Origin of the sequence: Mycobacterium numidiamassiliense (assembly GCF_900157365.1) — a bacterium.
GTDB classification, from domain to species: Bacteria; Actinomycetota; Actinomycetes; order Mycobacteriales; family Mycobacteriaceae; genus Mycobacterium; species Mycobacterium numidiamassiliense.
Genome location: NZ_FUEZ01000003.1, coordinates 1,604,347 through 1,616,912, shown reverse-complemented (window position 1 = coordinate 1,616,912; position 12,566 = coordinate 1,604,347). Strand labels below are relative to the sequence as shown.

The 12,566-nt window shown below is 66.2% G+C and carries 15 protein-coding genes; 9 read left to right on the top strand and 6 right to left on the bottom strand.

What is annotated here, in order from left to right; translation table 11 throughout:
- The first annotated feature begins 48 nt into the window (after nucleotides 1-48).
- From MNAB215_RS07555 to MNAB215_RS07545, 3 genes are read left to right on the top strand one after another with little or no spacing between them, the layout of a single operon-like run.
- Nucleotides 49-948 (top strand): IclR family transcriptional regulator, encoded by a 900-nt coding sequence (locus MNAB215_RS07555; RefSeq protein ID WP_077078148.1) that lies wholly within the window; start codon nucleotides 49-51, stop codon nucleotides 946-948.
- A 45-nt stretch (nucleotides 949-993) separates the two neighbouring features.
- Nucleotides 994-2,382, top strand: a complete 1,389-nt coding sequence (locus tag MNAB215_RS07550) for an MmgE/PrpD family protein (protein ID WP_077078498.1) — start codon at nucleotides 994-996, stop codon at nucleotides 2,380-2,382.
- A 59-nt stretch (nucleotides 2,383-2,441) separates the two neighbouring features.
- A complete protein-coding gene (locus MNAB215_RS07545; RefSeq protein WP_077078147.1) occupies nucleotides 2,442-3,206 on the top strand; it encodes a DUF2127 domain-containing protein in 765 nt (254 codons plus the stop codon).
- Here MNAB215_RS07545 and MNAB215_RS07540 read toward each other — a convergent pair.
- Nucleotides 3,193-3,810, bottom strand: coding sequence for a PaaI family thioesterase (locus MNAB215_RS07540; RefSeq protein ID WP_077078146.1), 618 nt, complete (start codon nucleotides 3,808-3,810; stop codon nucleotides 3,193-3,195). The genes MNAB215_RS07545 and MNAB215_RS07540 overlap by 14 nt on opposite strands.
- 186 nt (nucleotides 3,811-3,996) lie before the next feature.
- Between MNAB215_RS07540 and MNAB215_RS29645 the strand changes: the two genes are divergently transcribed.
- Together MNAB215_RS29645 and MNAB215_RS07535 are read left to right on the top strand one after the other, a co-directional pair.
- Complete coding sequence (locus MNAB215_RS29645; protein ID WP_165691532.1) at nucleotides 3,997-4,161, top strand: hypothetical protein; 165 nt, start codon at nucleotides 3,997-3,999, stop codon at nucleotides 4,159-4,161.
- 47 nt (nucleotides 4,162-4,208) lie between these two features.
- Nucleotides 4,209-4,973 carry a 5'-methylthioadenosine/adenosylhomocysteine nucleosidase gene (locus tag MNAB215_RS07535; RefSeq protein ID WP_245830210.1) on the top strand — a complete coding sequence of 255 codons (765 nt, stop codon included), beginning with the start codon at nucleotides 4,209-4,211 and terminating at the stop codon, nucleotides 4,971-4,973.
- Here MNAB215_RS07535 and MNAB215_RS07530 read toward each other — a convergent pair.
- Nucleotides 4,927-5,562: a CGNR zinc finger domain-containing protein gene (locus tag MNAB215_RS07530; protein ID WP_245830153.1), complete on the bottom strand. Its 636-nt coding sequence runs from the start codon at nucleotides 5,560-5,562 to the stop codon at nucleotides 4,927-4,929. The two genes, MNAB215_RS07535 and MNAB215_RS07530, sit on opposite strands and share 47 nt — an antisense overlap.
- Nucleotides 5,563-5,647: 85 nt before the next feature.
- Here MNAB215_RS07530 and MNAB215_RS07525 point away from each other — a divergent pair, with 85 nt between their 5' ends.
- From MNAB215_RS07525 to MNAB215_RS07515, 3 genes are all read left to right on the top strand, one after another.
- The gene (locus MNAB215_RS07525) at nucleotides 5,648-6,340 is read left to right on the top strand and encodes an SDR family oxidoreductase (protein ID WP_077078144.1); all 693 of its coding nucleotides are present in this window, start codon (nucleotides 5,648-5,650) and stop codon (nucleotides 6,338-6,340) included.
- A gap of 85 nt (nucleotides 6,341-6,425) precedes the next feature.
- Nucleotides 6,426-6,878 (top strand): SRPBCC family protein, encoded by a 453-nt coding sequence (locus tag MNAB215_RS07520; RefSeq protein ID WP_077078143.1) that lies wholly within the window; start codon nucleotides 6,426-6,428, stop codon nucleotides 6,876-6,878.
- 10 nt (nucleotides 6,879-6,888) lie between these two features.
- Nucleotides 6,889-7,695, top strand: coding sequence for an SDR family NAD(P)-dependent oxidoreductase (locus MNAB215_RS07515; protein WP_077078142.1), 807 nt, complete (start codon nucleotides 6,889-6,891; stop codon nucleotides 7,693-7,695).
- Between the two features lie 3 nt (nucleotides 7,696-7,698).
- On the opposite strand, the gene MNAB215_RS07510 is transcribed toward MNAB215_RS07515, so the two are convergent.
- From MNAB215_RS07510 to MNAB215_RS07500, 3 genes are all read right to left on the bottom strand, one after another.
- Nucleotides 7,699-8,436, bottom strand: a complete 738-nt coding sequence (locus MNAB215_RS07510) for a methyltransferase domain-containing protein (protein ID WP_077078141.1) — start codon at nucleotides 8,434-8,436, stop codon at nucleotides 7,699-7,701.
- A gap of 129 nt (nucleotides 8,437-8,565) precedes the next feature.
- Nucleotides 8,566-9,933 carry an adenylate/guanylate cyclase domain-containing protein gene (locus MNAB215_RS07505; RefSeq protein ID WP_077078140.1) on the bottom strand — a complete coding sequence of 456 codons (1,368 nt, stop codon included), beginning with the start codon at nucleotides 9,931-9,933 and terminating at the stop codon, nucleotides 8,566-8,568.
- A 23-nt stretch (nucleotides 9,934-9,956) separates the two neighbouring features.
- Nucleotides 9,957-10,556, bottom strand: coding sequence for a TetR/AcrR family transcriptional regulator (locus tag MNAB215_RS07500; RefSeq protein WP_077078139.1), 600 nt, complete (start codon nucleotides 10,554-10,556; stop codon nucleotides 9,957-9,959).
- Between the two features lie 89 nt (nucleotides 10,557-10,645).
- On the opposite strand from MNAB215_RS07500, the gene MNAB215_RS07495 reads away from it, so the two are divergent.
- Nucleotides 10,646-11,605: an oxygenase MpaB family protein gene (locus MNAB215_RS07495; RefSeq protein ID WP_077078138.1), complete on the top strand. Its 960-nt coding sequence runs from the start codon at nucleotides 10,646-10,648 to the stop codon at nucleotides 11,603-11,605.
- Here the strand turns inward: MNAB215_RS07495 and MNAB215_RS07490 are convergent.
- Entirely contained in the window at nucleotides 11,600-12,496 is an 897-nt protein-coding gene (locus tag MNAB215_RS07490; protein ID WP_077078137.1) for a LysR family transcriptional regulator, read from the bottom strand. The genes MNAB215_RS07495 and MNAB215_RS07490 overlap by 6 nt on opposite strands.
- Between the last annotated feature and the right edge of the window lie 70 nt (nucleotides 12,497-12,566).

Below are 12,566 nucleotides of genomic sequence, written 5' to 3'. Positions count from 1 at the left end.
CGAATGTTCGCTATAACAGTAGGAAAGTCGCCGTAAGGGAGTCAAGACATTCGAGGTTCCACGTCTGCGCCGACCGCCCGGGTACTCGACGTTGTCGAGTTGCTGGCTCGGTCCGCACACGCGCGGCTGCGGTTCTCCGACATCGTGCGTGAGCTCGACCTGACCCAGGCGACCGTGCACGCGATCCTGAAGACGTTGTGCGACCGCGGCTGGGCCAGCCGCGACCCGGTCACCAAGACCTTTGCGCTCGGGCCCGCGCTCGCCGTGGTCGGCGCGCGGATGGACACGGCCCGGCCGCTGGCGCATGCCGCCCGTTCGGCGGCGCTGCGGCTCTCCCGCGACGTCGGCTACGCGGGCTCGGTGGTCGAGCGATTCGGTGATTCACTGGTAGTCACGGCTTTCGAGGGCGACTCCGCCACCCAACCGTCGGGCATACCGGGTGACCGCATCCCGTATGCGCCGCCGTTCGGCGTCGCGCTGGCTGCCTGGGACACCGACGAGGAGCAACGCGCCTGGATCCGTCGCGGCGCCGGCGACAACCCCGATCGCATCCAGCGATTGGATCAGGTGTTGCAGCACACGCGCGAGCGCGGGTTCGACGTCGACTGGACGACGCCCGCGCTGGCACAGGCCGTCCAGATGGTCGCCACGTTGGATGGCAACGAAATGCCGACCCCGGTGCGCCACATCATGGACCAATTGCTGGTCGAGTTCACCACGATCGGCTTCCTGTCCGACGACAACCCGGGCCGGCGTAAGCAGCCGGTGGTGACCATTGCCGCACCCGTTTTCGATCGCCGCGGACAGGTTGCCATGATGGTTGCGGTGCATCCGCTTTCGCCGCTGAACGCCCGGCAGATCCGGGTCATCGGGCGAAAGCTCACCGACGAGACGACGGCGATCAGCGAGTCTGCGCAGCATCCGGAAGCGCTGCATCGCGTCGTGTAGCGCGTACCGGCGGGAGGGCCAGAGGTCGTGGGGCATGACTACGTGGTGGACGATCTAGCCCGGTTCGTCGTTGATGCGCGAGCCTCGGATTTGGCCGGACGCTCGCGGGCACTGCTGAAACGCAATGTGCTCGACAGCATCGCCTGTGCTGTCGGCTCGTTGGGCGGCGAGCTCATCGGCACGATCCGCGCACAGGCCGACCAGTTCAGCGCGGCGTCCACGGCCACGCTCGTCGGGGGTGGAAAGGCGTCGGTAGATCAGGCCGCCTTTTTCAACACCGTGCTGGTGCGCTATCCCGATCTGCTCGACACCTATCTGACGGTGGGTGGGCTGTGCCATCCCGCCGACAACTTCGGGGCCGTCCTGGCGGTGGCCGAGCATGTCGGCGCCAGCGGAGCGGATTTCCTGCTGGCCCTGGCCGTTGCGTACGAAGTCCAATGTCGTTTCAGCGCACAGGTTCCCGTAATGGAACGCGGGCTCAATCACGCACTGCAGCTGGCGATGTCGGTCGCGGCCGGGTCGGCGAAGCTGCTCGGCCTCGACGCGGAGCGCACCGCCAACGCGATCGCGGCGTCGGCGGCCGACAACGTGTCGCTGGCGGCGGTACACGCTGAGCCGGTGTCGAATTGGAAAGGCATCTCCCCGGCCATCACCGGCATGCGGGCGATCTACACGACGATGCTGGCCGGACGTGGCATCACCGGGCCGAAGTCGTTGTTCGAGGGCCCGATGGGATTGGTGCAGCTCTTCGATCAGCCCATCGAATTCAACACCGCCGACCGGACGCTGAACTCGGTCGACGAGACCTACCTCAAGCAATACTGCGCGCTGATTCACGGACAGGCAATTATCAATGCGCTCTTGACAATTCGCTCTGACAATAACCTGCGGGGCGAGGACGTCGCCCGGGTCGCCGTTGAGGTCTTCCAGAGCGCCTATGACCTCGCCGGAGGCGGAGCCTTCGGCGACAAGGATCATCCGCGGACCAAGGAGCAGGCCGACTACAACCTCAAGTACCTCACCGCGGTCGCGCTACTCGACGGTGGCGTCGGGCCCGAGCAGCTGGAGAACCAACGGGTGCTGCGCGGCGACGTCCAGGACTTGTTGGCGCGCGTCGAGGTCACGCCAGCGGCCGACCTGACCGCCGACTATCCGCAACGCACCGCGATACGCGTGCACGTCAGCACGCACGACGGCCGGGAATTCAGCCGCGAGGAAAGCGATTACGAGGGATCGCCCACCCGGCCGATGTCCTGGGAGCGGGTGGTGGACAAGTTCGACTGGCTCGCGGAACCGTTCTGCGACGCCGCGCTGCGTGCGGACCTCGTCTCCGCGGTCCAACGCGTGGACGAGATCCCCGTCGCCGAGCTCACCGCGCTGCTGGGCGTGGTGAGCCCCGTCAGCCTGCGGCCACGGTCGAAACCGCGATTCTGAACACCCCCGGCTGCGCGCGCCCTCTTGCGTGCGTGCATGCCCGCATTCAATGATCGGCCATGACTAAAGATCGCGGCATCAACCGCTGGGAGCTCGTCACCTGCGCGGTGCAAGGACACGTCACCTATGCGCCGGATGACGAGGCGCTCGCAGAGCGGCTCAGCGGCACCACCGGGTTGGGCGACGTGTGGCGGTGCCTACGCTGCGGCGAATTCGTCATCGGCGAGCCGCATGGCCGTGGCCGCGCGGAGGATGCGCCGATGATCATGCGCGGCAAGGCATTACGTCAAGCGATCATCCTCCGCCTGCTGGCAGTCGAACGACTGTTGCGGGCAGTGGTGATCGGCCTGGCCGCCTACGCCGTGTGGAAATTCCGCGGTACCCGAGGCGCCATCCAGGCCACGCTCGACCGCGATCTCCCGGTCTTTCGCGCCGCCGGGTTCAAGGTCGACCAGATGACCGTCGTGCATGAACTGGAAAAGGCTCTGGCCGCCAAACCCTCCACGCTGGTCCTGCTGACGCTCGCGCTGACCGCCTATGCCTTGATCGAGGTGCTCGAGGCCGTCGGGCTGTGGTTGCTGAAGCGCTGGGGCGAGTACTTCGCCGTGATCGCCACCTCGGTCTTCCTGCCGTTGGAGATTCACGACCTGGCCAAGGGCATCACGATGACGCGCGCGGTGACGTTCGGGATCAACATTGCGGCGGTGGTCTACCTGCTGATCTCCAAGCGCCTGTTCGGCCTGCGCGGCGGCCGCAAGGCGTACGACGAGGAACGACGCGGTGAGCAGCTGCTCGACGTCGAGCGGGCGGCTATGCCGAGTTGACCTGCCTGGGTTGGATGAAGACACCCTCGGCTTCAACGGTGATGCCCTCGTCATCGGCGAGGTGACCGACCGCGAACGTCTTGACCCCCTCGATGCGCTCGACATGAGCCTCTGCGCGCAGGCGTCGTCCCAGCGCGGTCCGGCGCCGGTACCGCAGGGTCAGCGTGCCGGTGTAGGTCGGCGTGCGGGCACGAGAGGCGGCGGCGCCCAGCACATGATCGAGGATCAGGGCGGAGACACCGCCGTGGACGTGCTGCGCTGGGCCCTCGTACGGCGCGCCGAGAACGAATTCCGACCACACCGACCCGTCTGGATCGTTGTTGACGACCAGGGGCGGCGCGACCGGGTTGCGCACGCCGATCACAGCATTCCCCAACGCGACGGTCCGGCCGTCGGGCGTTCGCTGCACGCCAAGGGGTCCCGGACGTGCCGAAACTTCTAATTCCGCAGTGGCGCGGTCAATTTTGTCCCTGACCGCTGCTACGGTCGTAGGGTCGGCTTCGGTGCGGATGCTGACATCAATAAGCCGGCGGATCGATTCGGCCAGCGGCCCGTAGACCGATTCGAGCCGACTGTAATCAATGCAAAGCTGCTCGTCAGACACCTAGGCAACCTAACAGTCTTGGTGTGGGGCGAGGGTGATGAGCCGGCTTCCGACGTCCTTACATGTGCTCTAAGCCACAAATGCGCTTAGCGCGGCGTTTACCAAGGTGCTGCACCCTTGTAAAACAGCCGAGGTGCAATTTAACGGATCGGCCAGTATGGCCGAACAGAGGGAAAGGTCGCGACTGTGCCAACACTGCAGACCTGGATCAACCAGAGCTCAACCAACCTCGACGTGGTGACCCCGATCAAAGAACGCGCCTGCGATGCCCTGGCGGCCGTGCTGCGCAGCAGGCCGCACCGCTCGGAGACGGACTCGCGGGTCATGCCCAAGGGTGTGGAGCGCTGCTGATCGGTTGACTGCTCCGCCGGTCCGAGCAGCCCTGACCGGCGGATACAATTCGCGCGGTGACAATCGGCGTCATTTGTGCGATCCCGCAAGAGTGGTCGTATCTGCACAGCATCCTGGCGGCGCCCAGCCGCGAACAGGTCGCCCAGATCACCTTTGATAGCGGTGAACTCGGCGGCCATCGGGTCGTGCTGGCCGCAGCCGGCATGGGCAAGGTCAACGCCGGATTGGTTGCGACCCTGCTGGCCGACCGATTCGGTTGCAGCACAATTGTTTTCACTGGGGTCGCCGGTGGGCTGGACCCGCAGCTGCACATCGGCGACATCGTCATCGCCGATCGGGTGGTGCAGCACGACTTCGGTCTGGTTCACGAGGAGCGGCTGCACCCCTATCAGCCGGGGTACGTCCCGGTCATCAATCCGACCGAACGTCTCGGCTACCCCGTCGGCCCCGACCTCATCGACCGCGTCAGGCGGCACCTCGAAGGATTCACCCTTCCTGCGCTGCCGACCGCGGCGGGCGGGGCGGACACGCCACCGAGGATCGTCTACGGCACCGTACTCACCGGCGACCAGTTCTTGCACTGCGAGCGCACCCGCACCCGGCTGCACAACGATTTCGGCGGCCTGGCCATCGAAATGGAGGGCGGCGCCGTGGCGCAGGTCTGCGAGGCCTTCGCAATCCCCTGGCTGGTGATCCGTGCGCTCTCCGACCTCGCCGGCGCCCGCTCCGGGCTGGATTTCAACGTGTTCGTCGGGGAGGTCGCGGTCAGTTCGGCTCGCGTGTTGCTGCACCTGCTGCCGGTGCTGCGCTGAGGCCGCCGGCTTGGGCCGCGCGTTCGCGTCGCCGAGCCCGCGACGCGCGCAGGTTCGCCACGTTGCCGCAGGTTTTCACGTTGCACCAGACGCCGCTGTTGTTCTTGGAGCGGTCGTAAAAGGTCGACAGGCACGGGTGGTTATGACACTGCTTGATGCGTCGCCAGGTGTCCTCCTGCTGGCTCAACAGGATCTCACCCCACAACACCGAGGCCAGCCAGCGCCAGCCGGTGCCCGCCGGTACCAGGCGCACCTCACCCGTGTCGGACAACCCGAAAGACGCCGAGACGGCAGACACCTTTGAGCCGTCCACCGCTTCGCCGCGGACCAGTTGCCCGATCGTGTGGCGCAACGCGCGCAGCTTCGCCAAATCGGCGTCGTTCAGGGACGGCGGCTCGACATCTTCACCGCGCAGCGCCGACCAAGTTCGCACCGCGCCGGACACCCAATCGCTCGCCAGGGCGGTATCGGCCAACAGGTCGGTCCCGTATCCCTCGATGCCGACCGTATTGAGGAAGTCCTGAACCAGCCCGAGACCGCCGGGCGCGGCGATCAGTTTGAACCGGTGTGACGCAGACCATTCAGACATAACCAAATACTACTTGACTCTGTCATGGCGGTCAATTAGTTTGACAGATACAAACAAGCTTCACCTAAGTCAAGGAGATCGGATCATGGTCAACATCAAGGGATCGACGGTCGTGGTTACCGGCGGACAGCGCGGGCTCGGAAAGTCCATCGTCGAGGAGTTCTTGGCGCGGGGTGCGGCCAAGGTATACGCGACGGCTCGCGCGCCGAAGCCCAGCGACGACCCCCGCCTGGTGAGCGTCGAGCTCGACGTCACCAAGCCGGAATCTGTTGCCGCGCTTGCTATCACGGCATCCGACGCCGACATCGTCGTCAACAACGCGGGCGTGCTCGGCGCGGCCAAGCTGCTGGACAGTGACATCGACGAGGTCAAGGCGGTATTCGAGACCAACTACTTCGGTGCGCTGCGGGTCGCCAAGGCGTTCGCCCCGATCCTGGCCGAGAACGGTGGCGGTGCCCTGGTGGACATCAGCTCCGCGTTGTCCTGGGCGGGCGGATTCGGCGGATACGGCGACTCCAAGGCCGCCATCTGGTCGCTGACGAACTCGCTGCGCATCGAGCTGGAAAAGCAGGGCACGCTGGTGACCGCGGCGCACCTGGGCTACACCGAGACCGACATGACCACCGGGTTCGACGTGCCGAAAAACGACCCGCGGGACGTGGCCCGTCAGATCGTCGACGGCGTCGAGAACGGTGACGCCGAGGTGCTCGCCGACGAGTTGACCCGCCAGCTCAAGGCCATGCTGTCCGGGCCGGTCGAGGCGCTGCGCGTGGGCTGACGCTGCCATCGCACGGATTCACCCGCTCTGGGGGTCGGCACGAGGCCGGCCCCCAGTGGCGTGCCCGACGTGTTTGGATGGCTCCATGGATGAACCCCAACAAATTGTGAGCGCCTCCCGGGCAATCTCTGCCAGCGCCGAGCGGATCTTCGAGCTGATCGCCGACCCGTCCAGCCAGCCGAGCTGGGACGGCAACAACAACCTCGCGTCGTCCGCTCCCGGGCAGCGCGTCCGTCAGGTGGGTGACATCTTCAAGACGACGTTGACCAACGGTGCCGTGCGGGAGAACCACGTGGTGGAGTTCATCGAAGGCAGCAAAATCGCTTGGCGCCCAGCTGAACCCGGAAAGCAACCGCCCGGGCACTTGTGGCGCTGGGAGCTGCAACCGATCAACTCGACGCTGACCAACGTGACCCACACCTACGACTGGACCGCACTCACCGACCGGGTCCGGCTGGAGAAGGCCCGCTCGACCACGCCCGAAATGCTGCGCGAGTCGATGGACAAGCTCGCCATGCTGGCACAGGCGTCCGGGTAGTCGGGGCGGCATGGCTCTTCCACCACCGGCCAGCGACTGCGCGGCCATCGTCACCGGCGCCTCGTCGGGCATCGGCGAACAGCTCGCCGGGCTACTGTCTCGGCGTGGGTACCCCGTTGTGCTGGTCGCCCGCAGTGCCGACCGTCTTGACGAACTCGCCACGCGGTTGGGCCCGCAGGCCCACCCGCTGCCCACGGACCTGTCCGATCGATCCGCCCGGGCCGCCCTGCCGGACCGGATCGCACAGCTCGGCTTGATCCCGGACATCCTGATCAACAATGCCGGATTCTCGACACTGGGACTCGTCGCGAAATCGGTTCCGGAGCAAGAGGTCAACCTCGTCGAGGTCGACGTGGCCGCGGTGGTCGACCTGTGCAGCAGGTTCCTGCCCGGCATGGTGGACCGCCGTCGCGGCGCCGTGCTGAACGTCGCCTCCGTCGCCGCGTTCGGGCCGCTGCCCGGCCAGGCCGCGTATGGGGGCGCGAAGGCGTTCGTCTTGTCCTACACCCACAGCCTGCGCGGTGAGCTGCGCGGCACCGGGGTCACCGCGACCGCGCTGTGCCCGGGTCCGGTGGATACCGGATTCGGCGACGCGGCCGGCTTCAAGAAAGAAGAGGCCGAAGCCGCTCTGCCCCAGGTGATGTGGGTTCCCGCGGACAAGGTCGCGCAGGCCGGCATCGACGGCCTGGCCGCCGGCAAGGCCGTCGTGGTCCCCGGCCGGGTCAACCGGATCGCCGCGGCGCTCTTTCGGGTCGCACCGCCGGAATCGCTCTTGCCGCTGCTGATCCGCGGCCACCCGGCCTTCAAAAGGGACTGAGGCTCACGCGAGCTTGCCGCGCACCCATTGAAAGGTGCCGGTGTTCTTGACGCGCACGCTGGAAAACCCGTTCTCTTCCAGAATGTCGGCGATCTCGTCATCGCCGAACGCATACGCCCCGATGTTGGGCAGCATCTGCCAGAGCCGAGCGGCGCGCCCCGCTGTCGGGACCATGATGGCCAGCCGTCCGCCGGGCCGCAGCACCCGCGCCATCTCGCCAAGGGCAGCAGCCGGATTCGGGACCAGCTGCAAGACGGCCATCGAAATGACCGCATCAAAAACGCTGTCGCGGAACGGAAGTCGTTGTGCGTCGGCCCGCAGGAAGCCGACCTCGGGCCCCGCTTCGTTGCGCACGGCCCGGTCCAGCATCGGCTCGGAGATGTCGACGCCCAGGGCCAGTCCGTCGGGCGCGGCGGCGTCGGCCAGCGAGGCCGTCACGGTGCCCGGTCCCGAGCCGACGTCCAGCGCGACCCCGCCCGCCGGGATGTCCAGCCACTCAGTGGGGTGCGCGAATGCGGTGAACAGCCGGCGGGATAGGGCTTGGCCATTGTCGTAGAGCATCGACCCGATCGGTGATGCCCACGCCGCCTGGATCGGGCCGGTGTTCTTCGGGACCGCATCTCCCTCGGCGCCGAGCAGATCGAGATAACCCTTGCTCACGTCCGGATCCGTCGGCGGATCAGCGAGCAGATCCAGCGCCCGGCGCAAGGCGGGAGGCAACGAGATGTGCACGTCGGTCATGCGTACTCCTTCGATCAAATCCCAAGCTGTACGCGAAAATCGGATAGGAAGCCGCAACGCTGAGCGGCCCCCGAAGGCAGCCTACGCCGAGCCGCGCGGCACCTCGAGCGGGCTAAAATGTGGCTTTCGTTAACGGTTGACGACCGCGTGTTCGCTCACCAGGGCGTAGAGCCGCCAGGACCCGGGCACGCCCTTGAGCTCGCTTTCGCCGCGGTCGGCGAACCGGTGTCGCGAGCCGGTGACGATGTCGCGCACCGTCGAGGACACCAGCACCTCGCCGGGGCCCGCGTGTGCGGCCACGCGCGCACCGATGTGCACGGCCATGCCGGCGACATCCGTACCACGCACCTCGACTTCGCCCGCGTGAATGCCCACGCGCACCTCGATACCGAGCACCCGAACCGCGTCGACGATGGCGTCGGCGCAGGCGATCGCTGAGCTCGGGCTGCTGAACGTCGCGACGAAGCCGTCTCCGGCCGTGTTGACTTCACGACCCGAGAACCGCTGCAGCTCGTGGCGCACGATGGTGTCGTGGTTGTCCAACAGGTCGCGCCAGCGGTCGTCGCCGAGCAGCGCGGCACGCGCGGTCGAGCTGACGATGTCGGTGAACACGATCGTGGTGAGCAGTCGCTCGGCATCCGAGCCGCCGCGCAGGCCGGTGATGAACTCCTCGATCTCGTCGATCATCGGCGCGGTGTCGCCCGTCCAGTACAGCGCGTCCTCGCCCGGTAGCTCGACGAGGCGCGAGCCGGCCAAGTGCTCGGCAAGGTAATGGCCATGCCCGATCGGGCTGAACTCCGGATTGTCGCGGTGCAGGATCAGCGTCGGTGCGGCGATGCGTGGCAGTGCGTCGCGCACGTCCGAGTGCCGGATGGTCTCGATGAAGAGGCGAGCCATGCTCGGGGATGCGGCCCGGTTGCCCGCGTGGTCCCACCACGCGCGGAAGGCTCCGTCGCTGGATACCGACGGAGCGATGATGCTGAGCATGTCGAAGCCCTGCTCGACGGCATCCGGTTCGACCCCGACCGTCGTATACGCTTCCGCCGCGCCCTCGTCGCCGCCGATCGGGTAGTCCGGTCCACGAAGCGTCCTTGCCCCGCCGTTGAAGATGACCAGATTGCTTACCCGCTCGGGGAAATCGGCGGCGAGCACCAATCCGGTCAAGGACGTGAAACCTGGAGCGAAGACCGTCGCCCGCTCGCACCCGACCGCGTCCATCACGGCGATCGCGTCCTGTGCCCAGTAGTTGGGCCCCATCATGTCCAGCGAAGGAAGCCGAGAGGACAGGCCGATTCCACGCTGGTCGAACCGGATCACCCGGGCGAAGGAGGACAGCCGACGGTGAAAGCGGTACATCGACGGCTCGCTGTCGACGCAGTCAATCGGAATCAAGGGGCCCGGCAGCACCAGCAAGTCGATCGGACCATCGCCAAAGACCTGATAGGCGATGTCGATCTCGCCGCAACTGGCGTACCGGGTTCGCGGAACCGGCGCCACGGCTTACAGGCTAATGCAGGGCTCTATGACACGTCGCCGATGATCGGGACCAGATAGCGGGCGGCGTAATCGCGGACGGCGTCCTGATCCGAGATATCGAGCCGGTCGGTGGGGAACACGATGATGCCCAGCGCGACGCGCAGCAAGATATCGGCGATGTTGGCCAGGTCGGCGTCGGGAAGGTCAGCCCCGCATCGGCGCAGGGTATGGGCGATGCCGTCGGCGAATCGGCGGATCGGGAAGACATCCGACCGGGAGAACAGGCCGAAGAGCTCGGGTTCGCTTTCCACGATCCGGGAGTACAGCGGGGAATCCTGAACCAGGCGCACACCCAGCGCGAACGCCTCGACGACGGCCTGCTGCGGATTACGGCCGGTGGTGGCCTGGTCCAGGGTGGCGAAGAAGAGCTCACCCTCGCGCCGCACCACGCGTTCGAAGAGGTCATCCTTGGTGGGAAAGCGCCGGTAGATGGTGCTGCGGCTGACCCCGGCCCGGGCCGCGATGTCCTCGATGTTCGCCCGGCGCACGCCGTAGGTCTCGAAGACCTTGCGCGCGGTGTCCAGGATCGTGCGGTCCGTCATCGACTCGGTCGCGGCCTCGATCCCGACTTCGGCCTGCGCCATCGTGACTCACCTGCTTTGCGGACATACCTTGGCGATTGCTACCTTGGAACAAAGATACTCTTTTGTGTCAATGCGTCAGGGAGGTGGGCATGACTGCCCAGCATCACCAGTTGGCCGCCGGCGCCCGATTCGACAGCGGGGTTCGCGAAGCGGTCCCCTTGTTGGTCGAGGGGCCGGTTGACGACGATGCAGCCGCGGCCGCCCCGCGGCTGGGACCGGACTCGTTGATCTGGAAGTTTTACGGGGATAACCGCACTCAGTTCTTCGGTTTCCAGCGCACCGCGGGCGTGGAGAACTGCATCGAGCAACTCGGCCAGGGCGTGCTCGATCACTCGGTGGTCTTCAGCGACACCTTGGGCCGGGCCAAGCGAACCGGGCCGCCGCTGATGAAGACCGTCTACTCCGACGACCCACACGAGTGGGGCCGCAAGGTCCGGGATTTCCACAAGCCGATCAAAGGGACCATCAGCGACGGTTCGCGGTATCACGCGCTGAACCCGGAGCTGTTCTACTGGGCGCACGCCACTTTCGTCGACCAGGTCGTCTACATGACCGACACGTTCATCCGGCGACTCTCCGACGCCGAGAAGGAGCAGATCTTCGAGGAAGGCAAGATCTGGTACAGCCTCTACGGCGTCAGCGATCGCAGCCAACCGCAGACCTATGCCGACTTCGTCGACTACTGGGACGACATGCTCGAGCGGTTCGTCCCGCACAAAACCGTGCTGTACGGCACCGGGTACATCCGCAAGGGGATACCGGGCCCGCGCCGGATTCCCAAGCCGGTCTGGAAGATCCTGTCCGCGCCGCTGAACGCCTACACCCGTCTGGTGCTGGTCGGCACCCTGCCGCAACAGATGCGCGACGTATGTCAGCTGGAATGGAATGCTAAGAAGGAGAGGCGCTTTCAGCGGTTCGCCGCCGCCATGCGTGCGTTGAATCCGCTCGTCAATCGCCTTCCGCTGTGGTTGATCTACACGCCGTGGGCCGTCACCGCGTGGCGCGGTGCCGGCGTCGACCCGCGCAAGGTGCACAACCGCCCTTCATGACGCCGCGATGGCGTGGGCGACCTCGCGCAGCCAGCGTCGACTGGGGTCGTTGTCCAGGCGAGGGTGCCAGACCGAATAAAAGGGCAGCAGCGGTAGCTGCGAGGGAGCCTCGATGATGCTGATGTCTGGGGCGTCGGCGAACTTGGTTGCGAGCCGCGCCGGAAACGTCAGCACCAGGTCGGTGCCGATCAGCATTTCGGGCGCCAGTGCGTGAAATGGTGTGGAGATAACGACATTTCGCGTACTGCCGAGTGTGCGTTCGATGAGGTGTTGCCCGCCACGCTCGATATCGATCCTGATGTGCGGGTACCGCAGATAATCGAGTACGGAGAGCTGACGCCGGCGGGCCAGCTTGTGGTCGGCGGCGACCGCGCACACGAAGTGGTCGGTGAACAGCAGCTGGCTGGAAAACTGCGCCGGCGCGGGCCTGCCCAAGATCAAGAGGTCGATGGCGCCGGTCGACAGGTCCTCGAAGGCGGTGTCGTCGAGCAGTTGGTAGGCCAGCGTCGACCGCGGTGATTGTGCGCGGAATGATCGTGCGAGCGCCGCACCGAAGGCCGACACCGAATAGTCGCTGAGTGCCAGGCGGTAGGACTCCTGCGCCGTCACCGGGTCGAAGTCCTGCGCGCCGAACAGGGTGTCGAGTTCGGGCAGCACCACCGCGAGCTGGCGGCGGATGCGTTCGGCTCGTGGCGTCAAGGTGTAGCCGTCGCGGCCGCTGACCAGCAGGGTGTCGTCGAAGGTTCGCCGCAGTCGTTGCAAGGCTCGGCTCATCGCCGGTTGGCTCAGGCCGACTCGGGTGGCGGCCCGCGAGACATGACGTTCCTCGAGGAGAGCGGCGAGCGCCGGCAGCAGGTTCAGGTCCACTCCCCCAATATGCGTTTGCTGCATACCAACAATACTAGGAATTCATTTCACAAATCGCTCCCGCTTCAGCAGGCTAGAAGTAACGGCCCAGAGA

Bases quoted from the DNA above. Each gene is read 5' to 3' on its own strand.
- MNAB215_RS07530 (WP_245830153.1), bottom strand. From the start codon at position 5,562: ATGTCTGAATGGTCTGCGTCACACCGGTTCAAACTGATCGCCGCGCCC.
- MNAB215_RS07520 (WP_077078143.1), top strand. From the start codon at position 6,426: ATGGATGAACCCCAACAAATTGTGAGCGCCTCCCGGGCAATCTCTGCC.
- MNAB215_RS07515 (WP_077078142.1), top strand. From the start codon at position 6,889: ATGGCTCTTCCACCACCGGCCAGCGACTGCGCGGCCATCGTCACCGGC.
- MNAB215_RS07525 (WP_077078144.1), top strand. From the start codon at position 5,648: ATGGTCAACATCAAGGGATCGACGGTCGTGGTTACCGGCGGACAGCGC.
- MNAB215_RS07495 (WP_077078138.1), top strand. From the start codon at position 10,646: ATGACTGCCCAGCATCACCAGTTGGCCGCCGGCGCCCGATTCGACAGC.
- MNAB215_RS07545 (WP_077078147.1), top strand. From the start codon at position 2,442: ATGACTAAAGATCGCGGCATCAACCGCTGGGAGCTCGTCACCTGCGCG.
- MNAB215_RS07490 (WP_077078137.1), bottom strand. From the start codon at position 12,496: ATGCAGCAAACGCATATTGGGGGAGTGGACCTGAACCTGCTGCCGGCG.
- MNAB215_RS07510 (WP_077078141.1), bottom strand. From the start codon at position 8,436: ATGACCGACGTGCACATCTCGTTGCCTCCCGCCTTGCGCCGGGCGCTG.
- MNAB215_RS07500 (WP_077078139.1), bottom strand. From the start codon at position 10,556: ATGGCGCAGGCCGAAGTCGGGATCGAGGCCGCGACCGAGTCGATGACG.